The organism is Cronobacter muytjensii ATCC 51329, assembly GCF_001277195.1.
In the GTDB taxonomy this organism is placed as follows: domain Bacteria; phylum Pseudomonadota; class Gammaproteobacteria; order Enterobacterales; family Enterobacteriaceae; genus Cronobacter; species Cronobacter muytjensii.
The window spans coordinates 942,290-964,771 of sequence record NZ_CP012268.1 but is presented as its reverse complement, the minus strand read 5'-3'; the positions used below and the strand labels follow the sequence as shown (position 1 = coordinate 964,771).

Annotated in this window: 22 protein-coding genes; 5 read left to right on the top strand and 17 right to left on the bottom strand. The window is 59.3% G+C overall.

Annotated features, from left to right (window positions below; translation table 11 throughout):
* Positions 1 to 199 precede the first annotated feature (199 nt).
* The 3 genes from AFK63_RS04515 (at position 200) to AFK63_RS04505 (ending at position 2,566) form a co-directional block, all read left to right on the top strand.
* The gene (locus AFK63_RS04515) at positions 200 to 1,102 is read left to right on the top strand and encodes a TIGR01777 family oxidoreductase (protein WP_038861542.1); all 903 of its coding nucleotides are present in this window, start codon (positions 200 to 202) and stop codon (positions 1,100 to 1,102) included.
* 128 nt (positions 1,103 to 1,230) lie between these two features.
* A complete protein-coding gene (locus tag AFK63_RS04510; protein ID WP_038861541.1) occupies positions 1,231 to 1,929 on the top strand; it encodes a hypothetical protein in 699 nt (232 codons plus the stop codon).
* Complete coding sequence (locus AFK63_RS04505) at positions 1,922 to 2,566, top strand: RES family NAD+ phosphorylase (protein ID WP_038861540.1); 645 nt, start codon at positions 1,922 to 1,924, stop codon at positions 2,564 to 2,566. The genes AFK63_RS04510 and AFK63_RS04505 overlap by 8 nt, the downstream gene beginning before the upstream one ends.
* A 43-nt stretch (positions 2,567 to 2,609) precedes the next feature.
* Here AFK63_RS04505 and hisP read toward each other — a convergent pair whose 3' ends face one another.
* From hisP to pdxB, 15 genes are all read right to left on the bottom strand, one after another.
* Positions 2,610 to 3,383 carry a histidine ABC transporter ATP-binding protein HisP gene (gene hisP / locus AFK63_RS04500; RefSeq protein WP_004386652.1) on the bottom strand — a complete coding sequence of 258 codons (774 nt, stop codon included), beginning with the start codon at positions 3,381 to 3,383 and terminating at the stop codon, positions 2,610 to 2,612.
* A 10-nt stretch (positions 3,384 to 3,393) separates the two neighbouring features.
* Entirely contained in the window at positions 3,394 to 4,110 is a 717-nt protein-coding gene (locus AFK63_RS04495; RefSeq protein ID WP_038861539.1) for an ABC transporter permease, read from the bottom strand.
* Positions 4,107 to 4,793, bottom strand: a complete 687-nt coding sequence (locus AFK63_RS04490; RefSeq protein ID WP_038861537.1) for a histidine ABC transporter permease HisQ — start codon at positions 4,791 to 4,793, stop codon at positions 4,107 to 4,109. The genes AFK63_RS04495 and AFK63_RS04490 overlap by 4 nt, the downstream gene beginning before the upstream one ends.
* A gap of 73 nt (positions 4,794 to 4,866) precedes the next feature.
* Positions 4,867 to 5,649: a histidine ABC transporter substrate-binding protein HisJ gene (gene hisJ / locus AFK63_RS04485; RefSeq protein ID WP_038861536.1), complete on the bottom strand. Its 783-nt coding sequence runs from the start codon at positions 5,647 to 5,649 to the stop codon at positions 4,867 to 4,869.
* A 235-nt stretch (positions 5,650 to 5,884) separates the two neighbouring features.
* Positions 5,885 to 6,667, bottom strand: coding sequence for a lysine/arginine/ornithine ABC transporter substrate-binding protein ArgT (gene argT / locus AFK63_RS04480; RefSeq protein ID WP_038861535.1), 783 nt, complete (start codon positions 6,665 to 6,667; stop codon positions 5,885 to 5,887).
* 277 nt (positions 6,668 to 6,944) lie between these two features.
* Positions 6,945 to 7,514: a UbiX family flavin prenyltransferase gene (locus AFK63_RS04475; protein WP_038861534.1), complete on the bottom strand. Its 570-nt coding sequence runs from the start codon at positions 7,512 to 7,514 to the stop codon at positions 6,945 to 6,947.
* A 112-nt stretch (positions 7,515 to 7,626) separates the two neighbouring features.
* Positions 7,627 to 9,144, bottom strand: coding sequence for an amidophosphoribosyltransferase (gene purF / locus AFK63_RS04470; protein WP_004386646.1), 1,518 nt, complete (start codon positions 9,142 to 9,144; stop codon positions 7,627 to 7,629).
* Positions 9,145 to 9,183: 39 nt separating this feature from the next.
* Positions 9,184 to 9,669: a colicin V production protein gene (gene cvpA, locus AFK63_RS04465; RefSeq protein WP_004386645.1), complete on the bottom strand. Its 486-nt coding sequence runs from the start codon at positions 9,667 to 9,669 to the stop codon at positions 9,184 to 9,186.
* A gap of 232 nt (positions 9,670 to 9,901) precedes the next feature.
* Positions 9,902 to 10,624 (bottom strand): cell division protein DedD, encoded by a 723-nt coding sequence (gene dedD, locus AFK63_RS04460; protein ID WP_038861532.1) that lies wholly within the window; start codon positions 10,622 to 10,624, stop codon positions 9,902 to 9,904.
* Positions 10,614 to 11,882: a bifunctional tetrahydrofolate synthase/dihydrofolate synthase gene (gene folC, locus AFK63_RS04455; protein WP_038861634.1), complete on the bottom strand. Its 1,269-nt coding sequence runs from the start codon at positions 11,880 to 11,882 to the stop codon at positions 10,614 to 10,616. Before folC ends, dedD begins: the two co-directional genes overlap by 11 nt.
* A 70-nt stretch (positions 11,883 to 11,952) precedes the next feature.
* Complete coding sequence (gene accD, locus AFK63_RS04450; protein WP_038861531.1) at positions 11,953 to 12,873, bottom strand: acetyl-CoA carboxylase, carboxyltransferase subunit beta; 921 nt, start codon at positions 12,871 to 12,873, stop codon at positions 11,953 to 11,955.
* A gap of 150 nt (positions 12,874 to 13,023) precedes the next feature.
* On the bottom strand, positions 13,024 to 13,683 hold the full coding sequence (locus AFK63_RS04445; protein ID WP_038861530.1) for a DedA family protein: 660 nt from the start codon (positions 13,681 to 13,683) through the stop codon (positions 13,024 to 13,026).
* Positions 13,684 to 13,708: 25 nt separating this feature from the next.
* Positions 13,709 to 14,521 carry a tRNA pseudouridine(38-40) synthase TruA gene (truA, locus tag AFK63_RS04440; protein ID WP_038861528.1) on the bottom strand — a complete coding sequence of 271 codons (813 nt, stop codon included), beginning with the start codon at positions 14,519 to 14,521 and terminating at the stop codon, positions 13,709 to 13,711.
* Positions 14,521 to 15,534, bottom strand: coding sequence for an aspartate-semialdehyde dehydrogenase (locus AFK63_RS04435; protein WP_038861526.1), 1,014 nt, complete (start codon positions 15,532 to 15,534; stop codon positions 14,521 to 14,523). The genes truA and AFK63_RS04435 overlap by 1 nt, the downstream gene beginning before the upstream one ends.
* Before the next feature lie 69 nt (positions 15,535 to 15,603).
* Positions 15,604 to 16,740: a 4-phosphoerythronate dehydrogenase PdxB gene (gene pdxB / locus AFK63_RS04430; RefSeq protein WP_038861525.1), complete on the bottom strand. Its 1,137-nt coding sequence runs from the start codon at positions 16,738 to 16,740 to the stop codon at positions 15,604 to 15,606.
* Between the two features lie 119 nt (positions 16,741 to 16,859).
* On the opposite strand from pdxB, the gene flk reads away from it, so the two are divergent.
* A complete protein-coding gene (gene flk / locus AFK63_RS04425; protein ID WP_174514616.1) occupies positions 16,860 to 17,867 on the top strand; it encodes a flagella biosynthesis regulator Flk in 1,008 nt (335 codons plus the stop codon).
* A gap of 54 nt (positions 17,868 to 17,921) precedes the next feature.
* Here flk and AFK63_RS04420 read toward each other — a convergent pair whose 3' ends face one another.
* Complete coding sequence (locus AFK63_RS04420; protein ID WP_236689958.1) at positions 17,922 to 20,537, bottom strand: autotransporter serine protease; 2,616 nt, start codon at positions 20,535 to 20,537, stop codon at positions 17,922 to 17,924.
* 31 nt (positions 20,538 to 20,568) lie between these two features.
* On the opposite strand from AFK63_RS04420, the gene AFK63_RS21600 reads away from it, so the two are divergent.
* Positions 20,569 to 20,856: a hypothetical protein gene (locus AFK63_RS21600; RefSeq protein WP_225318237.1), complete on the top strand. Its 288-nt coding sequence runs from the start codon at positions 20,569 to 20,571 to the stop codon at positions 20,854 to 20,856.
* A 406-nt stretch (positions 20,857 to 21,262) separates the two neighbouring features.
* Here the strand turns inward: AFK63_RS21600 and fabB are convergent, their stop codons facing one another.
* A complete protein-coding gene (gene fabB, locus AFK63_RS04415) occupies positions 21,263 to 22,480 on the bottom strand; it encodes a beta-ketoacyl-ACP synthase I (RefSeq protein ID WP_038861506.1) in 1,218 nt (405 codons plus the stop codon).
* Between the last annotated feature and the right edge of the window lie 2 nt (positions 22,481 to 22,482).

Below are 22,482 nucleotides of genomic sequence, written 5' to 3'. Positions count from 1 at the left end.
ATGCGCTGCTACCCTGCGCGTGGGAAATAAGCGCTTCTCTTTACAGGAAAAATAAAGTAAGGATGCGCCCAGCGTCCCGGGCGTTCGCCGCCGGGTCGCCTATGCTGAAGGAGAAACCGACAAACTTCACGCGCTGCGCTTGCCGGTTCGGTAGTCATCCCCTTAAGCTGGCGGCGCTCAACGCACGCAGGAGGCACTTATGCAAATACTGGTAACCGGCGGCACCGGTCTGATTGGCCGCACGTTAACGTCGCGCCTGCTGGCGCTGGGCCATCATGTCACGGTCGTCACCCGCAATCCGGACCACGCCCGCGCGCGCCTCGACGCTGGCGTGGTGCTTGCACCGGGGCTGGATATCTTCAGCAACCTTGACGCTTTCGACGCGGTCATCAACCTGGCGGGCGAGCCCATCGCCGACAAACGCTGGACGGCAACGCAGAAAGAGCGTCTGTGCCAGAGCCGCTGGCAGATAACCCAACAGCTGGTGGCGCTGATGGCGGCGGGCAGTAAACCGCCCGCGGTGTTTCTTTCCGGCTCCGCCGTGGGTTATTACGGCGATCTCGGCGAGGTGGTGGTGAACGAAGATGAGCCGCCGCACAGCGAATTTACCCATAAACTGTGCGCCCGCTGGGAGCAGATAGCCGAAGGCGCGCAAAGCGAGCGCACGCGCGTGTGCCTGCTGCGTACCGGCGCGGTGCTGGCGCCCGATGGCGGCATGATGGGCAAACTGCTGCCGCTGTTTCGCTTCGGGCTGGGCGGGCCTGTAGGCAATGGCCGCCAGTATCTCGCCTGGATCCATATTGACGACATGGTGAATGCCATTATCTGGCTGCTGGATAACGACCTGCGCGGGCCGTTTAATATGGTGTCGCCCTACCCGGCGCGCAACGAGCGTTTCGCCCACACGCTGGGCCACGCGCTGCGGCGTCCGGCTTTTATGCGCGCGCCCGCGACCGCCGTGCGTCTGCTGATGGGCGAATCCGCCGTGCTGGTGCTGGGAGGCCAGCGCGCGCTACCCAAACGCCTTGAAGAATCTGGCTTCGGCTTTCGCTGGTTCGATTTAGAAGAGGCGTTAAAGGACATCGTCAGCCGGGCGCGTTAAGCGCCTTTTGCGGGCAGGCAGGCTGCCCGCAGAATGTTTCCTCACGCCGCGCCACTCCCCACTGGCATTTCCCTTTCTGGTCACGTTATAATCAATATCACGAATATCATTTATATCACGAGGGCGCTATGGTTTCCCGTACACGCCACGCCAGGCTAAAAGAGTACCCGCCGGAGGTCAGCGTCGAGTTTGTCGATGTCGGGCATCTGGTGACATCCCTTCAGGAATCACCCGCGCCGTGGGGGCGCATTCAGCTTTCCGATATTCCGGGCGAAGACGCCGGGCGCTATCTGATGCTGAAATTGCCGGACGAGGTTGACGAAGAGACGCTGGATAATGATATCCGGCTGGCTATCGTCAGCGCCGTCACGGCGGTGTCGCAGATGAAGCGCGCCGGTCAGGGCGCGGCTGAGATAGCGCCGCTACAGGCCCGTAACCGCGAGCGGCTCGACGCATTGCGACAGACCGTGCTTGAAGAAGGCCGCTGGCTCTCCGCAGGCGAAGTCAGCATGGCCGCGGGCGCCGCGCTGAAGAACCCGAGCGCGACGGCGAACCGCTGGAAGCAGGCGGGCAAAGTTTTCGCCCTGCCAGTAAACGGCAAGGACCGCTACCCCGCCTGGGCGTTTGATGAAGGCGGCCAGCCGCTGCCGTCGCTAAAACCTATTCTGGCGCGGTTTCGTGAGAAGACGCCCTGGGCCATCGCGCTCTGGTTCCACTCGCCCAACGCCTGGCTTGGAGGCGACAAGCCCAAAGACCGGCTGAAGATCGATCCGCAGGCGGTGCTGGACGCCGCCGACGTGGAGGCGCAGGGGCCGGTGCATGGTTGATATCACGGAAGAACGCCTGCCTGCGCCGCCTGCCGATATGCAGGTGCCGCGCGTCACGGTATGGCCCGCAGGGAAGCGGATAATTCGCGTCCACAGTGACCAGTTCGCGGGCGATGCCTTTAACCCTGGCATTGGCAATGCGCGCTTCAGCCCGCTGCGACGCGCCGACGGCAGCGCTATTCCCACGCTCTATGGCGGCGTGGGGGCGGAGGTCGCGATTATGGAGTCGCTGTTTCACGACGTGCCGACGGGCTCGCTTGGCGTCAGCTTCGATCTCCGCAAGGCTGCGGGGCTCTGCATCAGCACGTTAACGCCGCGCGGCACGCTGTCGCTGGTAAGCCTTACCCCGACGCTTCTGCGCCGCTGGGGCGTTACCCAGGCGGCGCTCACTGCCAGTTCGCCGCTGCGCTACCCGCAGACCCGCCAGTGGGCTGCCGCTATCTATAACGCGAATCCGCATCTGCATGGCATCAGCTGGCCGTCGCGCCAGCACGGCGGCAAAGCGCTGATGCTGTTTGGCGATCGCCTCTCCGCTGTGCCGCTCACACTCAATGAGAGCTTGCCGCTGCTGGAGGGCGCTCTGATTGAGATTTACCGGCTGGCGGATGAGATGGGGCTGGTGTTAACAGAGGCGTGAGCGTAAACCGGCCTCCCTGCCGGTGTGTGAAGGACTGTCGCGGTTACTTCAGCGATCCTTTCAGAAACTGTTGCAGGCGCGGGCTTTGCGGATTGTTGAAGAGCGCGTCCGGCGGCCCTTCTTCTTCGATTTTGCCCTGATGCAGGAAAATCACGTGTGACGAGACGTGACGGGCAAATTCCATTTCGTGCGTCACCACCACCATCGTTTTGCCCTCTTCCGCGAGCTTTTGCATGATACGCAGCACTTCGCCCACCAGCTCCGGGTCGAGCGCGGAGGTTGGCTCGTCAAACAGCAGCACATCCGGCTCCATCGCCAGCGCGCGGGCAATGGAAACACGCTGCTGCTGGCCGCCGGAGAGATGCACCGGATATTTCCCCTGCGCGCGCTCATCGATGCCGACTTTGGCGAGGTATTTCACCGCCCGTTCACGCGCATCCTGTTTGCTTAAGCCCAGCACCTGAACCGGCGCTTCCATGACGTTTTCCAGGACCGTCATATGGCTCCACAGGTTGAAATGCTGGAACACCATCGTCAGGCGCGTGCGCAACAGGCGCAGCTGGTTTTTATCCGCCACCTTGAGCTGGCCGTCTTTGTCGCGCACCAGCGTGATGTTCTGGTTATTCACCACGATAGTGCCTTCGCTCGGCTTTTCCAGAAAGTTAATGCAGCGCAGGAAAGTGCTTTTACCGGAGCCGGAGGAGCCGATAATGCTAATCACATCCCCGGCGTTCGCCTTCAGCGAGACGCCCTTGAGCACTTCATGTTCGCCGTAGCGCTTGTGCAGATCGGTAACGTTTAATTTATTTTCAGACATGCGTAGCCACTCAGTGCGTTGAAGCCGGTTTCAGGTGCCGTAGCCAGCGTTTTTCCGCCTTGCGGAACAGGCTTATGAGCACGTAAGAGATAATCAGGTAGAGCACCGCCGCGATGCCGAACGCCGTAAACGGCTGATAGGTGGCGGAGTTGATGTCGCGGGCGATTTTCAGCAGATCGGGCACGGTGGCGGTAAACGCCAGCGCCGTGGAGTGCAGCATCAGGATCACTTCGTTGCTGTACGCGGGCAGCGCGATACGCAGCGCCGACGGCAGAATGATGCAGCGATACATTTTAAAGCGCGAAAAGCCGTACGCGCGCGCCGCCTCAATCTCGCCATGCGGCACCGCGCGAATGGCGCCCGCGAAAATCTCGGTGGTGTAGGCGCAGGTGTTGAGCGTCAGCGCCAGCACGGTGCAGTTCAGCCCGCTGCGGAAAAACTCATTCAGCAGTTGTGTGCCTTTCACCACTTCCAGCGTGTACATGCCGGAATAAAACACCAGCAGCTGCACGTAAAGCGGCGTGCCGCGAAACACGTACGTAAAGAGCCAGATGGGGAACCAGACCACTTTATTTTCCGACACGCGGCCAATCGCCAGGAACAGCGCCAGCACGCCGCCCATCACCACCGAGGCGATAAGCAGCCAGAGCGTAATCGCCACGCCCGTAAAGCGATAGCCGTCGGTCCAGAGCAGGGATTTCCAGTACTCCTGAATAATCTCAATCACAGGTCAGCCCTCTTCACACCGACGGAATAGCGGCGCTCAAGCAGCAACAGAACGCCGTTAGAGAGCGTGGTAAACACCAGATAAATCAGCCCGCAGACGATCGCGAAGTAAAACGGCTGCCAGGTGCTTTTGCCGGCAAGCTGCGTCGCCTTGACAACATCTTCCAGCCCAAGCAGCGACACCAGCGCGGTGGCTTTTAAAATCACCTGCCAGTTATTGCCGATGCCCGGCAACGCGAAGCGCATCATTGACGGGAACAGAATACGGCGGAAGGTTTGCGCGCCGGTAAAGCCAAACGCGGTCGCCGCCTCGATATGGCCTCGCGGCACGGCGAGAAACGCCCCACGGAAGGTTTCAGTAAAATAAGCGCCATAGATAAAACCGAGCGTGATAATGCCTGCGACCATCGGGTCGATATCAAACTGGCTGAACCCCAGCGCGTCGGTCACGCTGTTGAGCGCGATCTGCAGGCCGTAGAAAATCAGCAGCATCAGCACCAGATCGGGCACGCCTCGAATCAGCGTGGTGTACGCTTCGAAAATCAGCGCCAGCGGACGGTTGCGTGAGAGCTTGGCCCCTGCGCCGACCAGACCAATCGCCACCGAGAGGACAACAGCGCTGAGCGCCAGCTCAAGGGTGACGAGCGCCCCCTGGAGTATTACCTGTGAAAACCCATACAGCATGGTGCCTTATCCTGTACTCAGCGTGCGCACGACCGACCGGCGCCCCGCAGGGCGCCGCGCTGACCCGTGCGGGTTAGCCGCCGTAAACGTTGAAATCAAAATACTTTTTGGCGAGTTTTTCGTAGGTGCCGTCGGCGCGCATCTCTGCAAACGCCTTGTTCAGCGCCAGGCGCAACTCGTTATCATCTTTGCGGATGCCCATGCCGGTGCCGACGCCAAAGAGTTTTTCATCTTTAACCGACGGGCCGCCAAACTGGTAACCCTTGCCCACCGGCTGTTTCAGGAAGCCTTCGCTGGCGGCCACTTCATCCTGAAACGCGGCGTCGATGCGCCCGGCGGTCAGGTCAGAGTAAATATTGTCCTGTCCCTGGTAGGAGACAATCTCGACGCCCTTCGGCGCCCAGTGGACGTTGCCGTACGTTTCCTGCGTCGTACCCTGCAACACGCCTACGCGTTTGCCTTTTAACGCCTCAAGCGTCGGCTGAATAGCCGAGCCTTTAGCGACCACCAGGCGGGAGTCGGCAGCGTAAAGTTTGTCGGTGAACGCTATCTCCTGCTGGCGCTTTTCGGTAATCGACAGCGAGGACATGATCGCATCGATTTTCTTCGCTTTGAGAGACGGGATCAGCGCGTCGAGCGGCTGTTCAACGAAGGAACATTGCGTCTGGATACGTTTGCACAGCTCTTTGGCCAGATCGATATCAAAACCGACCAGTTCGCCCTGCGCGTTTTTCGATTCAAAGGGCGCGTAGGTCGGATCGGTGCCGATACGTAAATGCTGCGGAATTGCTGCGAAAGCGCCAGAAATGCTGGAGAGAGCCAGCCCCAGAGAAAATGCTAACAGCCGTTTTTTCATAACTATCCTCATCAGACGCGCATAATAAAGTGTCAGGCGGAAAAACTGCACTTATCGTGCCATTACTGCCGCCTCGTAATCAAAACTTTATGCGTGCTGAGATAGATTTATTTTCATTATTCGTGCGTAGAAATGCGCCTTTGCCCTTTTATGGTGCATAAGTTGCACCATTTTGCGTCACGTCCGCTGACCGCGCACCACAATGGCCGCCAGCGGACGAACGCCTGACGGGCAATCAGTCGCCGTAAACGTTAAAGTCGAAATACTTCTTCGCCATCTTGTCGTAAGTGCCGTCTTTGCGGATCTCGTTGAAGGCTTTATCAAACGCGGCTTTCAGCTCGGCGTCATCTTTGCGCAGGCCCACGCCCGTGCCGTCGCCAAAATAATTTTTATCTTTAACTGACGGCCCCGCGAACGCGTACTCTTTGCCGGCAGGCTGTTTCAGAAACCCTTCACTTGCGGCCACTTCATCCTGCAAGGCGGCGTCAAGACGGCCCGCCGCCAGATCGGAGTAGATCAGATCCTGGTTCTGGTACGCCACCACATCCACGCCCTTCGCACGCCACTTCTCATTAGCGTAGGCTTCCTGCGTGGAGCCTTGCAGCACGCCCACATGTTTGCCTTTCAGCGAGTCGATGGTCGGCTGAATGGTCGCGCCTTTGGCGGCGATCAGGCGGGAATCCGCCGCGTAGAGTTTCTCGGAAAACGCAATTTCTTTCTGGCGCTTATCGGTGATAGAGAGCGAAGAGATAATCGCGTCGATTTTTTTCGCTTTCAGCGATGGGATCAGCGAGTCGAAATCGCTGCCGACCCAGGTGCATTTCACCTGCATGCGTTTACACATCTCGTTGCCGAGATCGATATCAAACCCGACAAACTCGCCTTTAGCGTCTTTTGAGGAGAACGGCGCGTAGGTGGCGTCAGTGCCAATGCGAACGGTCTGGGGAAGCGCGGCGAATACGCTGGCGCTGGTGGAAAGGCCAAGCAGCAAGGAGAACGCGAGCACCTTCTTCTTCATACATTACCCTCAAGTTTTCTGATTTTATTATCTGTTGCGTTGTGTGTTGCAATCAGGCTTTGCACTTCCCATGCCAGTTTTAGGCGCTGCCGGAACCGGCATGAATTGTTAAAAAATGGTTGCAATCAGGTTGTGTGAATGAAAGATAGCACTCCGCGCAGCAGACGCTGAGCGTGAAATCGTAAAAGGCGGGATTAAATGTCGAGGATATGATCGCGCTTGCAGAATTGCCCCATAATGAGGCGCAGCGCTCCGCTTTGCCTCATCGTGGCGCGCGTTACGCGCCAGGCCAGCGGGTAAAGAGATCGGCGGGCAGCGTGATATCAAGCTGATCGAGCGCGCGATTGACCGTCTGGTTAATCACCTCATCCAGCGTCTGCGGGCGATGATAAAACGCGGGCATCGGCGGCATGATCACAGCACCCAGTTCCGCCGCCTGGGTCATCAGGCGTAAGTGACCGAGATGCAGCGGCGTTTCGCGCACGCACAGCACCAGCCTGCGGCGCTCTTTCAGCACAACATCCGCCGCGCGCGTCAGCAGGCCGTCGGTGTAGCTGTTCACAATGCCAGAAAGCGTTTTGATGGAGCACGGCAGGATAATCATCCCGTCGGTTTTGAACGAGCCGGAAGAGACGCTGGCGGCGATATCGCGCGCGTCGTGGTTCACATCGGCCAGCGCCTGGACATCGCGTACGGTCATGTCCGTCTCCAGCGCCAGCGTCTGACGCGCGGCCTGGCTCATGATGAGGTGGGTTTCCACCTCCGGCACCGTCTGCAGCGTTTGCAACAGCCGAATGCCATAAATCGCGCCGCTGGCGCCGGAAATGCCGACAATGATTTTTTTCATGGAGTTATCTGGACAAGAAGCACTGAGCGAGACTTTGCCGCAAGACGCGGCGAGATGCAAACGGGGATTTCGCCCCTCCCGCTACGGAAGGGGCGACGGCACGCGGGAAGAGTTAGCCTTCGTTGTGCATCTCTAAATTTTCGACTTCGTTCTGACGCATCACCGCTTTGGCGTCGTCGTTACGCAGGGATTCGAGATATTCCAGATACTGGTGGTCGACATCTTTAGTCACGTAAACGCCGTTAAAGACCGAGCACTCGAACTGTTGAATATCCGGGTTTTCCGCGCGCACCGCTTCGATGAGATCGTCGAGATCCTGGAAAATTAAACCGTCGGCGCCGATTATCTGGCGGATCTCATCCACTTCGCGCCCGTGAGCGATAAGCTCGTTGGCGCTCGGCATATCGATGCCGTAGACGTTCGGGAAGCGAATTTCCGGCGCGGCGGAGGCCAGATACACCTTCTTCGCACCTGCTTCGCGAGCCATCTCGATAATCTGCTCGGACGTGGTGCCGCGCACGATAGAGTCATCCACCAGCAGCACGTTTTTATCGCGGAACTCAGCGCGGTTGGCGTTAAGCTTGCGGCGCACCGACTTACGGCGCAGGTGCTGGCCTGGCATGATAAAGGTACGGCCGACGTAGCGGTTCTTCACAAAGCCCTGACGGTAGGGTTTGTTAAGAATACGCGCGATTTCCAGCGCGATATCGCAGGAGGTTTCCGGAATCGGGATCACTACATCGATATCCAGATCTTCCCATTCGCGCGCGATTTTCTCGCCGAGCTTTTTGCCCATCTCAACGCGGGCGCTGTAGACAGAAATCTTGTCGATAAAGGAATCCGGGCGCGCGAAGTAGACATATTCGAACAGACACGGGTTGCTGACCGGGTTATCCGCGCACTGGCGGGTAAACAGCTGGCCTTTCTCGCTGATGTAAACCGCTTCGCCCGGCGCCACGTCGCGCAGGAATTCAAAGCCCAAAGTATCGAGCGCCACGCTCTCGGACGCCACCATGTACTCGGCGCGGCCGTTGCCGGCGTCACGTTTGCCAAGCACCAGCGGGCGGATACCGTTAGGGTCGCGAAACGCCACCATACCGTGACCGATAATCATCGCCACACAGGCGTAGGCACCACGGATCAGGCGATTCATCGCCGCGATGGCCGCGAAAATGTTGTCCGCTTCCAGCGGGTAGTGGCGGAAGTTATCGAGCTCGCTCGCGAAGATGTTGAGCAGGATTTCAGAATCTGAGGTGGTATTGATATGACGGCGCTTCTCTTCAAAGAGCATTTTGCGCAGTTCATGGGCGTTCGTCAGGTTGCCGTTGTGGGCAAGCGTAATGCCGTAGGGCGAGTTAACATAGAACGGCTGGGCTTCAGAGGCGCTGGAGCTGCCCGCTGTCGGGTAGCGCACATGACCAATTCCCATGTTGCCCTGCAAACGCTGCATGTGGCGGGCTTCGAACACATCATTCACCAGGCCGTTCGCTTTACGCAGACGGAAGCAATTATTCGCATCGATGGTGATGATGCCTGCGGCATCCTGCCCGCGGTGCTGAAGCACCGTTAACGCGTCATAAATCGACTGGTTTACCGGCATAACACCGGCGATCCCGACAATACCGCACATGTTGTCTTTTCCTCAATTCAAAGACCGCCCCCGGCACGATTACCGGGGCAGGAAACTTGACGAGCTTTGCAGATAGTCAAAGAACCATCTGATGATGAAACTGAACTGCGGGATAAGCTGCGACTTTTGCCAGTCCTCGCTTTTGGACAGGCCCGTGAAGGTATCAAGAAAGAACAGAATGGCGGCGACAATCAGCACACCTCGCAAGGCGCCGAAACAGATCCCCAACACCCTGTCTGTACCCGACAGGCCGGTTTTCTCCACCAGCGCGCCAATCACATAGTTGACTATCGCACCGACGATAAGCGTCGCGATAAACAGCACCGCGATAGCAATCCCATTACGTACCAGTTCATCTTCAAAGCCGGTGAACCAGACTGCCAGGTAAGTGTAGTAATGACTGGCGACAAAGAAAGCGCAGCCCCAGGTGACAAGCGACAGCGCCTCTCTCACGAACCCGCGGATCAGGCTGACCAGGCACGAGAAACCCACTACTGCAATGATGGCGTAATCTATCCAGACCATGAATGTGTCCCACGATAAAACGCCCTGACATCCGGTTCGGGGCGCATTCTAACAGAAAAAGAAAACGTTTGCGTAGGGATTTCCTTTCCACGCGTTAATAAAAAATGGCGTTGAAAAAATCTTCAACGCCATCCGTCCGTTATGCCTGCAACCAGCCAAATTGCGCCGGTTGCGGGCCGTCTCTGGCGCGATGCGGTTTCTGGCGGCGCCTGTCAGTCAGGCGCCGGACCGCTTAATTCACGCTGTAATTCATTATCACGCCGTTCAACCCTGACAGGCTGTTCAGCTCGCCAAGCGACGATTTAAGCTTATCTTTCGAGGCTTCCGGCCCCACCAGAATACGGGTGATTTTCCCCTGTACCGGCGTGGAGGGCGACGTATACGCCCGGTAGCCCGCCGAGCGCAGCTTCCCGACGATCTCATTGACTTTGTCGGCGTTTTTCAGCGCGCCGAGCTGTACTACATACGCTTTGCCCGCAGGCGGCGTTTGCGGTTTTTCCGGCGGCGTGGGTTTCGCAGGCGCAGGCGCTTCGGCCTCGCTCACCATCGCCAGCTGCTCGTCGGTTTTATCGCGCTGCGGTTTGTTCTGCGGCTTGTCCGTAGCGCGCGTTCTGGCAGGCTCCGTTGTTTTCGGCTTCGCAGGCGTCACCGGCACTTCATCAAGCTCCGCGCCGGTATCGGCAGGCAGCCGCGTGGTGTCTATCGATGACGTCGCCGCGTTACCCGCCCTCACCTCTTCCGCCGCGCCTTCCGGCGGCTGAGACGGCAGCGCCTGCGTCGCGGCAGGCAGCATATCCGGCTCGTCGCGATCGCCAGGCTTCGGCACCAGCGGGATCGCGGCGAACTCATCCTGATAATGTTTTTTCTGGCCGTCCAGCAGCCCTGGCAGCACGATAACCCCCAGCGCCACCAGCACAATCGTGCCGACTAATCGGTTCTGAAACTTACTCGCCACCTCGTCTCCCCGCGTCCATCTCTTCCATTACCTGCGCGACGGTATGAAACGACCCGCACACCAGTACCGTATCGGCAGGCTGCGCGTCGGCCAGCGCCGCATGCCAGGCCTGCGCCACGCTGGTAAAGACCGCGCTTGCCTGCAGATGCTCCGCAAGCTCTTCAGCGCGGGCGCCGCGCGGCCCGTCCAGAGGGGCACAATACCAGCTATCCACGACCCTCTCCAGACAGGCGAGCGTGCCGGCGATATCTTTATCGTGCAACATGCCGATGACGCCCAGCACGCGCCCGGCCGACGGCGACTGCGCCAGCCGCTGCGCCAGATACCCTGCCGCGTGCGGGTTATGCGCAACATCGAGAATCACGCGCGGGGCGTTGCTCACTATCTGGAAACGCCCGGGCAGCGTGGCGCGGGCGATACCGTCGCGGATCGCCTGCTCGCTCACCTCAAGGCCGCTCGCGCGCAGCGCGGCAAGCGCCGTGGCGGCGTTAGGCTGCGGCACCTGGGGCAGCGGAAGGTCATTCAGTTCGCCGTGCTCGTCGCTAAAGCTCCAGCCAGTGCCGGTGACCGTATAGCGCCAGGCGTCGTTAACGCGCAGCAGCCGCGCGCCTTTCTCCTGCGCGACCTGCGCGATGGTCTGCGGCATATCGGTCTCGCCCACCACCGCCGGTTTACCCTGACGGAAGATCCCGGCTTTCTCACGCCCGATGCTTTCGCGATCTGGCCCCAGCCAGTCGGTGTGATCGAGCGCGATGCTGGTAACAACCGCCACATCGCAGTCCACCAGGTTGGTGGCGTCGAGGCGCCCGCCGAGGCCCACTTCAAGAATAACGACATCCAGTTGCGCCTGCTTAAACAGCCACAGCGCGGAAAGCGTGCCGTATTCGAAATAGGTCAGCGACGTCTCGCCGCGCGCGGCCTCGATCTCTGCGAACGCGGCGGTGTGCTGGCTTTCGGCAAGCTCCTCGCCCTGCACGCGCACGCGTTCGGTGTAGCGCACGAGGTGCGGCGAGCTATAGACGCCCACGCGGTAGCCTGCGGCAATCAGCACCGCTTCGAGCGTCCGGCACGTGGTGCCTTTACCGTTGGTGCCTGCGACGGTAAACACAAAGGGCGCGGGCTTCACGACGTCCAGCGCCGCCGCCACGCGCGATACGCGCAGAAGGCCCATGTCGATGGTCTTGCCGTGCAGGTTTTCCAGATAAGAAAGCCACGTGGCCAGAGGCGACGTGGCTTGGGGAAGATGTTGCTTTTCCATGATACCCGTATCCTGGTTACGGTTCATAAACAAGAAGGGCAGCGCCTGGTGGCCCTGCCCTTCATGACTATCAGGCCTCTTGATCCTGTTCCGGGACCGGCGGCACGACGACCGCTTCACGCGGCGCGTCCGGGCTCGGAGCCGGGAGGTTCATCAGCTTCGCCAGAATGCTGGCGAGCTTGAGACGCAGCTCCGGACGACGCACGATCATATCGATAGCGCCTTTTTCAATCAGGAATTCGCTGCGCTGGAAGCCAGCCGGCAGTTTTTCACGCACGGTCTGCTCGATAACGCGCGGGCCGGCGAAGCCGATCAGCGCTTTCGGCTCAGCGATGTTGAGATCGCCAAGCATAGCGAAGCTTGCAGAAACGCCGCCCATGGTCGGGTCGGTCAGCACGGAGATGTACGGCAGACCGCGCTCCTGCATTTTCGCCAGCGCCGCAGAGGTTTTCGCCATCTGCATCAGCGACATCAGCGCTTCCTGCATACGCGCGCCGCCGGAGGCGGAGAAGCAGATCAACGGACAGTTGTCTTCAAGCGCCTGCTCGACCGCACGTACGAAGCGCGCGCCGACCACGGAGCCCATAGAGCCGCCCATAAAGGCGAATTCAAACGCCGCCGCAACGACCGGCATCCCGTGCAGAGTGCCTTTCATCACTACCAGCGCGTCTTTTTCGCCGGTTTCTTTCTGGGCGCTCGCCAGACGATCCTTGTACTTTTTGGAATCTCTGAACTTCAGCACATCTTTCGGCTCAAGCTCACTGCCCAGTTCCACCAGCGAGCCTTCGTCTAACAGGCTGTGCAGACGGTCGCGGGCCGCCATACGCATGTGGTGATCGCACTTCGGGCAAACCTCAAGGTTACGCTCCAGTTCGGCGCGGTAGAGTACCTGTCCGCAGCTGTCGCACTTGGTCCACACCCCTTCCGGGATGTTCGCTCGGCGAGTGGGAGTAATATTGCTTTTATTGAGAATTCGTTCAATCCAGCTCATTGATAACCTTTCTGCCTGAACCTGGTCGATGCCAGTTTTTCTGTGGGGGCGCATAATGCCATTATTGCCTTCCACAGACCATAAATGGTGCTCATTAAACCATAACGGCCCGCGACTTTGGATAAAAAAGTGGTCGAACCGCCAGAGGGCTTATTTTGCCTGGCGCGCCGCGGCGCGTTTGTGACGCACCACTTCAAAAATGCCCGGCAATACTGAGACGATAATAATCAAAACGATAAACAGCTTCAGATTGTCCTGAATGAACGGCATCGCCCCGAAGAAGTAGCCCGCGTAGGTAAACAGCAGGACCCACAACAGCGCGCCAATGACGTTAAACAGAGCAAAATGGCGGTAAGACATATGCCCCATCCCGGCGACGAACGGCGCGAAGGTGCGCACTATCGGCACGAAACGGGCGAGAATAATCGTTTTGCCGCCGTGGCGTTCATAAAACGCATGCGTTTTATCAAGATAGCTCTGCCGGAAGATTTTGGAATCCGGATTGCTGAAAAGTTTTGCGCCAAACAGCCGCCCGATGGTGTAGTTCACCGCATCGCCAAGGATAGCGGCAATGACCATCAGCGTGACCATCAGGTGCACGTTAAGATCGTTAGACGGCAGCGCGGAGAGCGCACCGGCCACGAACAACAGCGAATCGCCCGGCAAAAACGGCGTCACCACCAGACCCGTTTCGCAAAACAGGATCAGGAACAGAATCGCGTAAACCCAGATGCCGTACTGTGCCACCAGCTCCGCCAGATGCACGTCAATATGTAAAATAAAATCAATCAGAAAGCGAATAATGTCCATACAGGTTCATCTTCCCCGACTGCATTCAGTCAGCTAAAAAAAGTGGGCCCATCGGCGGCTTCGGGAGGTCAAACTGCGCCGGATAATCCACCGACACCAGATAAAGCCCTTCCGCTTTCGCCGTCGCTGCCGCAAGCGTTCTGTCCTTAGCCGCCAGCAGTTCTGCCATCCAGCTCTCCGGCTGGTTACCGCAGCCAATTTCCATCAGGCTGCCAACGATATTGCGCACCATATGGTGTACAAACGCGTTTGCCTTGATATCCACCACAATATAAGCCCCGAAGCGCTCAACGTTGATGTGCATCAGGTTGCGCCACGGGGTGCGGGACTGGCACTGCACCGCGCGAAACGAGGTAAAGTCGTTTTCGCCGATCAGGCACTGCGCCGCCCGGTGCATTCGCTGTGCGTCCAGCGGCAGGTGGTAATGTGTGACCCCCTGCGAGAGCACCGCCGGCCGCAGACGATGATTATAGATAACGTAGCGGTAACGGCGGGCCGTGGCGCTGAACCGGGCATGGAATTCCGCGGGCACATCTTTGACCCAGCGCACCGCGATGTCACCAGGTAAATTCGCATTTACGCCGAGCGTCCATGCCGCGTCCTTGCGGATGGCCGTGGTTTCGAAATGCACGACCTGGCCGGTAGCGTGCACGCCTGCGTCGGTACGACCGGCGCAGAAAACGTTAATCGGCTCATTAGCGACCTGCGAGAGCGCCTTTTCAAGCTTCTCCTGGACGCTGCGTACTTCCTGCTGACGCTGCCAGCCATAATATTTGCTGCCGTCATACTCAATGCCGAGCGCGATTTTGACTGTCGGCTTTTCCAGACTCTCCGACATCAGTAGAGATACTCCTGCAGCAGCTTCTCAGCGGTTTTCACCGCCATCAGCGCGCCGCCGAAGCGCACGTTGTCGGCGACCGACCAGAACTGGATTTGCTCCGGCATGCCGTAGTCGTTACGCACGCAGCCAATGGAAAGATGCACGCTGCCGGAGGCATCGCCCACCTGCGTCGGATAATCGTTCTCTTCGGACAGCGCGATATCCGGATCGCGCTCCAGCGCGTCACGCGCCTCTTCCGCTGCAAGCGGGCGCAGCGCTTCGAAATTCACCATCTGCGCATGGCCGTAGAAAACTGGCGCCTGCACGCTGGTGACCGAAATCATCAGGCCTTCATCCTGGAGGATTTTGCGCGCTTCATCTACCAGACGACGGTCCTGACGCACGCTGCCTTCACGGTCCGGGAGCAATGGCAGCATGTTGAACGCTAACTGACGGCCAAAATGGTCGTCTTCATCAACCGGCATGCCGTTCAGCAGGCGCGCGCTCTGCCCTGCCAGCGCATCTACCGCCGTTTTGCCTTGTGCGGACACGGACAATAAATTTGTCACCTGAATGCGAGACAAGCCGCCAGCTTCCATCAGCGGGCGCAGCGCCGTCAGCAGCTGGCTGGTGAGACTGTCAGCCACCGCCACGACATTGCGGTTGCGGTAATCGGCAAGCACATACGGGTTTACATCCGGCACCACCAGCGGCACGTCCGGCTCCAGTGCGAACAGACCGCTGGAGTCGATAACCAGACAGCCGGCGTTGGTGGCGTCGTCTGTGTAGCGCGCGCTGGCCTCCTGGCCTGCGACGAAAAAGGCGAGCTGCGCCTGCGTCCAGTCAAACGCATCGGCATCCTGCACCTGCACGCTTTTGCCCGCGAAACGCAGCGTTTCGCCCGCGCTTTCGCTGCGCGCCAGCGCATAAAGTTCACCCACCGGGAACTGACGCTCGGCGAGTTGCTCAAGCAGGGCTTCTCCCACGGCGCCCGTCGCGCCCAGTATGGCGATATTCCAGCCTTCAGACATGGTGGTATTTACTCCAGAAAATAAAAATGCATCCCCCGCCCGGCGGGCGGGGAATAAGAGAACCTGTGATTAACGGATCGGATGATGGGTCGCGTTAAAACCCAGCTTTTGCAGCAGCTCGGCGGCGGCGGCGTCATCGCACTGCACGTACAGTGACGACCATTCGCGGCGCTCCTGATAATTTTTGCGCAGCTTGTCGAACTCACCCGGCACGCCCGCCACGCGTCGGAGCGGGGCGTCATCGCGGCGCACATCATACACCAGATGCACCAGCCGTTTCAGCGTGGCCTGATCGAGCGGCCCCTGAAACGTTACGCGGCCAAATTCTGGCGGCGGCAATAGCGTGGAGAGCGCGACCTGTTGCGGCTGGCCGAGGAACTGGCTGTAGGCTTCAAATACCTGCGTGGTGCCGCGCGCTTTGCCTTCCAGCGTATAGCCCGCGATGTGCGCGGTGCCGATATCCACGCGTTTTAACAGTTCCGTGTTGAGTTCCGGCTCTGGCTCCCAGACGTCCAGCACCACGCTCAGCGCCTGGCCCGCTTCAAGACGCGCCAGCAGCGCGGCGTTATCCACGACCGGGCCGCGGCAGGCGTTTATCAGAATAGCGCCGGGCTTGAGCCGCGCGATCAGCGCCTCGTCGGCAAGGTGCAGGGTTTTGTACGGGCCGTCTTTAAACAGCGGCGTGTGGAACGTCAGGATATCCGCCTCGCGCACCAGTTCATCCAGCGAGCGGAAATCGCCGCCCTCGCCACGATCGGCGCGCGGCGGATCGCACAGCAGCGTGCGCACGCCCAGCGCCTCAAGGCGAGCCTGTAACCGGGAGCCGACGTTGCCCACGCCGACGATCCCGACGGTGCGGTCAGTGAGCGCAAAACCGTCGCGCTCGGCAAGCATCAGCAGCGCGGAGAACACATACTCCACCACGGCGATGGCGTTGCAGCCAGGGGCGGCGGAGAACGCGACGCCCGCCGCGCGTAAATCGTCTTCATTAACGTGGTCGGTGCCCGCCGTAGCGGTGCCGACAAACCTGACGTTTTTGCCTTCCAGCAGCGCGCGATTGACCGGCGTGACCGAGCGCACCATCAGCGCGTCGGCATCGTCCAGTTCCGCCTGCGGGATCGGGCGGCCCGGCACGGCTTTCACCTCGCCCAGACGGCTGAACAGCTCGCGTGCGTAAGGCATATTTTCATCAACGAGGATTTTCACGTTTCTCTACCTGTTTATGTGCGGGAGATAGCCGTTAAGTGTGCCATAATCTCGCCGCCAGGCATACTTAACAGCGTGGTTAGTTTCGCGGCACCGTCCGGTCAGGTTAAGGATTATTGATGATGCAACCCATTCATGGCGCCACGCCCCGCCCGGCGGGCGAGCCTCCCACCTCGCCCCACTCTGCGGGCGAGCAGCCGCTTTCCACCCAGCAGCGTACCGTGCTGGAGCGGCTTATTACCCGGCTGGTGGCGCTAACCCAGCAGCAAAGCGCCGAAGTCTGGGCCGGCATGAAGCACGATCTGGGCTTAAAAAGTGACGCGCCGCTGCTCTCGCGCCATTTCCCTGCCGCTGAGCAGAATCTCAATCAGCGGCTTGGCCAGGCGCAGCAGACCCACACTCAGCGTCAGGTGCTCTCGCAACTGACCGAGCTGTTAAGCGTGGGCAATAACCGCCAGGCGGTGAGCGACTATATTCGCCAGCAGTTCGGCCATACCGCGCTGAACCAGCTCTCCGGCGAGCAGTTAAAAAGCGTGCTGACGCTGCTGCAAAACGCGCAGCTCAATATTCCGCAGCCGCAGCAGCGCCCGGCCACCGACCGCCCGCTGCTGCCTGCGGAGCATAATACGCTTAACCAGCAGGTGACGAAGCTTGCCGCCGCGACCGGCGAATCGCCAAAGCTTATCTGGCAGTCAATGCTGGAACTCTCCGGCGTGAAAACCGGTGAGCTTATTCCGGCGAAGCATTTCGCGGCGCTCTCCACCTGGCTTGCCGCGCGCCAGACCCTTGCCGATCAACCCGCGCCGACGCTGCATACCATTCAGGCCGCGTTGCGCCAGCCGCTCGAATCGCGCGAATGGCAGGAGCTCAGCGACTACGCGCAGCAGCGCTTCCAGGCGACGCCACAAACGGTGCTGACCACAGCCCAGGTGCAGGATCTGCTGAATCAGGTGTTCGTGCGCCGTGCGGAGCGCTCGCCGGAAACGCTGGAAGTGCGTCATATCCAGCCGATTTACAGCCCGCTGATCGCGTTTTTCACCCAGCCGGTGAAGACCATTTCCGCCCGCCCCGGCCTTGCGATGTTTCTTCTGGTGCTGGTTATCCTTCTGCTCTGGCTGGTTATCTGACAGACAGCAAAAAGGCGTCTTTCGACGCCTTTTCTTTTAACTCCCCGACACGTATCAGAAGCTTAACGACACGCCCGCAAACACGCTGCGGTTGCTGTCGCGTCCATCGCTGGTCTCCTGCTCGCCCGTGAGGTTGAGATTCAGCGCCGGGTTAACCTGCCAGCCCAGCGATACCGCGCTGGTCAGCGTTTTCGCAGGCGCCGTCACGCCGCTTAGCGGTACCGGCTGGTTCACGCCGGTAAAGCTCGCCTGATAATGCCCTTCGTCCTGGCTTAACGCGCGTTGCAGATGCGTCTGGAAACTCAGGTTGAGGCTGCCGCGCGCTTTCAGGTCGATATCATAACTCGCCCGCAGCCCTGCGCCCGCCTGCCAGCGCGTGGTGGTCTGGTTGTCGGCGCGCAGGCCAAAGCCGGAGCCGCTCTTCTCGGTGAAGGCGTCCTGCTTCAGCGTGATGTATTGCGTGTCGATAAACGGCGTCACCTGCAAGCCCTCCCTGCTGAAGCGATAGCCGGTTTCGCTGCCAAGCGACATCCAGCTGCCGCTCTGGCGGCTGCTGACGCGCTCGGTGCTACTGCCAAGCCACAGCATGCGATGCTGGCGACCGTCGTAGTAGCCGGAAGCCAGACGACCGGTCAGGTAGTAACTGCCGAAGATTTTACCGCCGTACAGCGCGGCTTCGCTCAGGGTGCCGGTATTACGCTCGCCGCCGCTGCTCAGGGCGCTGAACGTTTCGGTGCGCGACAGCGAAGTGCCGATGAACGTATGTTCGTCGATAAACCGATCCTGACCCGTCACCCACCCTTTCATTGAGTAGCTCACCGGCGAAAAGCCGGTGCGGCCAAGGCTGCCGTTCCACGAGAGCGTATCGCTCCAGCTTCGACTTTGCGGCGCGTCCAGCAGAGCGTCGATGCGCTTCGCGCTGCTACGCTGGTTAACGTTGATCGCCTGCCAGGTGAGCGCCGCTGTCGCCGCCGGCAACTGACCGGAGAGGCTTTCCAGCGCCGCGCGAGCGGACTCGTTATTCGAGACGCGTTGCAGAGTGCCCGCCGCCGAGGCAAACGAACTCGCCCGCACCGTCACACCGCTCGCCACTTGTTTATCGAGCTGCGTGAACGCCTGCTCCAGACGCGCAGCGCCGGAGAGCGTGGCCGCCGAGGTGGTGGCGACTTTGGTCTGCGTCACCTGCAATCGTTTAATATTGAGCCACACCTGTTTGGTGCTGTAGCCCAGCGAGCCTGTCAGGAACACGCCTGCCGACTGCGTAAAACGGCTGAACTTACCGGATACCGCGCCTGCGTTAACGACTGGCTGGCGCGTCTGCGTCACGTAGCCTGCCGGCACGCCCAGCAGATGCAGGTTGCCCGCAAGCGTCGCCCGCCCGGTCACATCCAGCGTCGAGCCGAGCATAAACGCCAGAGTGCCGGTGGTGCGCTGCGTGTAGGCGCGCATGAACCGCGTTTTGCCGTCGCGCAGCAGTACATAGCCGCTGTTATCGACGTTCCCTTTCACGGTGCGCACATCAAGCGTTCCCGCGCGACCGATGGTAACGGCGGAGGCGAGGCTCTTCGCCGACGACAGACTGCCGCCCAGCACCTGCGTGGTGCCGGTGTAGCTGGCGTCCTGGGTCAGTACCAGCTTGCCGGTGCCGCTTTTGATAAGCCCGCCGCTGCCGCTGATGGCATTGCTCCAGGTGGAGGTGTAGCTGTTAAACGCGACGCTTACGGTGCCCCAGTTAAACTTCGCCGGGCCGTTGATCGCCTTCCCGGCGTTCAGCATGCCGTAGCCGAAAACGGCGTCCACGCCTGGCGCGCCGATGTCAGTCGCAGTCCCAAGCACCGTCTGGCGTACCAGGTCATTGGTGAAATAAGGGTATTTCTGCCAGACCATCGCCGCCACGCCGGAAACCTGCGGCGCGGCGAACGATGTGCCGCTGACCATACGCAGAACGGCTTTGCCGGTGCTGTCGGTGCTCTGGATATAGACGCTGCCTGGTGCCGCCAGACAGTTATTTTTCATAACGCCGCAGCGGTTGGCATAGCTTGCGATATAACCCGGGTTAAAGGTATCCGTCGCCGTGACAACCAGCCAGCCTTTATCCAGCCCCGCTTTGGGCGCAAGCGACGGCAGTTTCGCCACGCCCACCGGGTTCGCTGCGCCGTTGTTGCCGCTCGCAAAAACGATAAGCCCGTTGTAAGACGAGACATACGGCTTCCAGGCGTTCACGTAATAGTTCGTGGTCGCGGTGCTGGCCGGGTTCCAGTCCGCAATGCCCCAGGAGTTATTGATAATTTTCGCGCCCGCACGCGCCAGATCGTAGTTAATCTGACCGAAGTTAAGGCTCTGGCGGGTATTGGCGACGTCAGGAATGATACGCGCGCTGATAAGCGTCGCGCCCGGCGCGGTGCCGCCGCTAAACAGGCTGGTGGCGCGCCCGGCAAGCGTCTGGGCGACCATCGTGCCGTGGCCGCGTACATCGCCAACGCTCAGGTTGTTCGTTTTCGGATCGACATAGTTCAGCGACCCCTTAACCGCCCCCTGCAACGCCGGATGCGTCGTAAGAATGCCGGTATCCGCTACGCCGACTTTCACGCCCGCGCCGTTGACGCCGGCCGCACGCGCGGTCGCCGCGCTGGTAATAAACAGCGGACGGTTCCAGTTGGTGCGCGTCACGACATTTGTCGCCGCAACAGAGGGCGCATCCGTGAATGACTCATCCGCATCCGGTTTTTCGCTGGCGAAAGCGGCGCCTGAGCATGACAAAATAACGAGTGGGATCACTCTCCCTTTGGTTAATAAAATCCCTTTACCCAGAGATGACTCGATGGGCATGGTTGGTTTCCCCGGCTGGCAACGCCTTGTGAAAGGCAAAAAACGTTTCCCTGAATTCCGCAAACGGGTTTCGGATTTCTTTTCTGCGGCGTCCTTCATTCTTATCTTTTTGAAAAGATTAGGAATGGCAGTATCAGATTTGAATTTCCGGTACGAATGACTGTCTCAATAAAGACGTCGTCGCCCGGATATATTCTGATATATCGGCAAAAATGGACTTAACTTTAACCAAATGGATAGTAAAGATGGTTTTATAAAATAAATCATATTTTTCAGTAGGTTGTTTTTAAGGTAAATTTATTTTTATTGACTTAAGTGAAATTAAATAACTTAAGAAATGGTTTAAGCATTGCTAAAATAACGTTTGCGGAAACAGCGCGGCATACCGCACCAATACAAGAATTTATTTATAAACAATAAATTAGGTTTAAAAGAAACGCGCGCGAATTGAAATGCGGCAGGGAGAATATCTTCTTACGAGGTGCAAATAAGGAAGCAGAGAAACGAAGGTGGGATAATAAACATAAAAAAAGGAGCCTTGCGGCTCCATTTCTTTTAAAGAGACGTTATGCCTGATATTTACGCATAACCAGCGTGGCGTTAGTACCGCCAAAACCGAAGCTGTTAGACATCACAGTCGTCAGCTCACGCTCGACAGGCGCGGTGATGATATTCATACCGTTCGCCTGCTCGTCCAGCTCTTCAATATTGATGCTCGGCGCGATAAAGCCGTGTTCCAGCATCAGCAGCGAGTAGATAGCTTCCTGCACGCCTGCCGCGCCCAGCGAGTGGCCAGTCATCGCTTTAGTTGCGGAGATAGCCGGCGTGTTGTCGCCGAACACTTCACGGATAGCGCCAAGCTCTTTCACGTCGCCCACCGGGGTGGAAGTGCCGTGGGAGTTCAGGTAATCAATGGGAGTATCCACGCCGTGCATCGCCATCTTCATGCAGCGCACCGCGCCTTCGCCAGACGGTGCGACCATGTCAGCGCCATCGGAGGTTGCACCGTAGCCGACGATTTCCGCATAGATGTGCGCGCCGCGCGCCAGCGCGTGCTCAAGCTCTTCCACCACAACCATACCGCCGCCGCCTGCGATAACGAAGCCGTCGCGGCTCGCGTCATAGGTACGGGAGGCTTTTTCTGGCGTCTCGTTATATTTGGTGGAGAGCGCGCCCATCGCATCGAACTCACACGCCATTTCCCAGCCCAGCTCTTCGCCGCCGCCCGCAAACACGATGTCCTGTTTGCCAAGCTGGATCTGCTCAACCGCGTTGCCGATGCAGTGCGCGGAAGTGGCGCAGGCGGAGCTGATGGAGTAGTTAACGCCGTGGATTTTAAACGGGGTGGCAAGGCATGCGGAAACCGCAGACGCCATCGCTTTGGTGACGACGTACGGGCCGACCGCTTTCAGGCCGCGCGGGCTGCGCATCGCGTCAGCGCCAAAAACCTGTGCTTTGGACGAACCGCCGGAGCCGGCAACAATACCGACGCGCGGGTTGTTCTGATACACCTCGTCGCTCAGGCCGGCATCTTTAATCGCTTCCTGCATGGAGAGGTAAGCATAAACAGAGGCATCGTTCATGAAACGCACCACTTTACGGTCGATAAGACCGGTGGTGTCCAGCTTCACGTTGCCCCAGACGTGGCTACGCATACCCGCGTCGAGAAATTCTTGAGAGAAAGTGATCCCCGAGCGTCCTTCACGCAGGGATGCCAGGACTTCCTGCTGGTTATTACCGATGCTGGAAACGATGCCCAGGCCAGTAATTACTGCACGTTTCATTC

What these genes read in the sequence shown, in the direction of transcription:
- AFK63_RS04515 (WP_038861542.1), top strand. Translation starts at nt 200, where the DNA reads ATGCAAATACTGGTAACCGGCGGCACCGGTCTGATTGGCCGCACGTTA.
- AFK63_RS04510 (WP_038861541.1), top strand. Translation starts at nt 1,231, where the DNA reads ATGGTTTCCCGTACACGCCACGCCAGGCTAAAAGAGTACCCGCCGGAG.
- AFK63_RS04505 (WP_038861540.1), top strand. Translation starts at nt 1,922, where the DNA reads ATGGTTGATATCACGGAAGAACGCCTGCCTGCGCCGCCTGCCGATATG.
- hisP (WP_004386652.1), bottom strand. Translation starts at nt 3,383, where the DNA reads ATGTCTGAAAATAAATTAAACGTTACCGATCTGCACAAGCGCTACGGC.
- AFK63_RS04490 (WP_038861537.1), bottom strand. Translation starts at nt 4,793, where the DNA reads ATGCTGTATGGGTTTTCACAGGTAATACTCCAGGGGGCGCTCGTCACC.
- hisJ (WP_038861536.1), bottom strand. Translation starts at nt 5,649, where the DNA reads ATGAAAAAACGGCTGTTAGCATTTTCTCTGGGGCTGGCTCTCTCCAGC.
- argT (WP_038861535.1), bottom strand. Translation starts at nt 6,667, where the DNA reads ATGAAGAAGAAGGTGCTCGCGTTCTCCTTGCTGCTTGGCCTTTCCACC.
- AFK63_RS04475 (WP_038861534.1), bottom strand. Translation starts at nt 7,514, where the DNA reads ATGAAAAAAATCATTGTCGGCATTTCCGGCGCCAGCGGCGCGATTTAT.
- purF (WP_004386646.1), bottom strand. Translation starts at nt 9,144, where the DNA reads ATGTGCGGTATTGTCGGGATCGCCGGTGTTATGCCGGTAAACCAGTCG.
- cvpA (WP_004386645.1), bottom strand. Translation starts at nt 9,669, where the DNA reads ATGGTCTGGATAGATTACGCCATCATTGCAGTAGTGGGTTTCTCGTGC.
- folC (WP_038861634.1), bottom strand. Translation starts at nt 11,882, where the DNA reads ATGGAAAAGCAACATCTTCCCCAAGCCACGTCGCCTCTGGCCACGTGG.
- accD (WP_038861531.1), bottom strand. Translation starts at nt 12,873, where the DNA reads ATGAGCTGGATTGAACGAATTCTCAATAAAAGCAATATTACTCCCACT.
- AFK63_RS04445 (WP_038861530.1), bottom strand. Translation starts at nt 13,683, where the DNA reads ATGGACATTATTCGCTTTCTGATTGATTTTATTTTACATATTGACGTG.
- truA (WP_038861528.1), bottom strand. Translation starts at nt 14,521, where the DNA reads ATGTCGGAGAGTCTGGAAAAGCCGACAGTCAAAATCGCGCTCGGCATT.
- AFK63_RS04435 (WP_038861526.1), bottom strand. Translation starts at nt 15,534, where the DNA reads ATGTCTGAAGGCTGGAATATCGCCATACTGGGCGCGACGGGCGCCGTG.
- flk (WP_174514616.1), top strand. Translation starts at nt 16,860, where the DNA reads ATGATGCAACCCATTCATGGCGCCACGCCCCGCCCGGCGGGCGAGCCT.
- fabB (WP_038861506.1), bottom strand. Translation starts at nt 22,480, where the DNA reads ATGAAACGTGCAGTAATTACTGGCCTGGGCATCGTTTCCAGCATCGGT.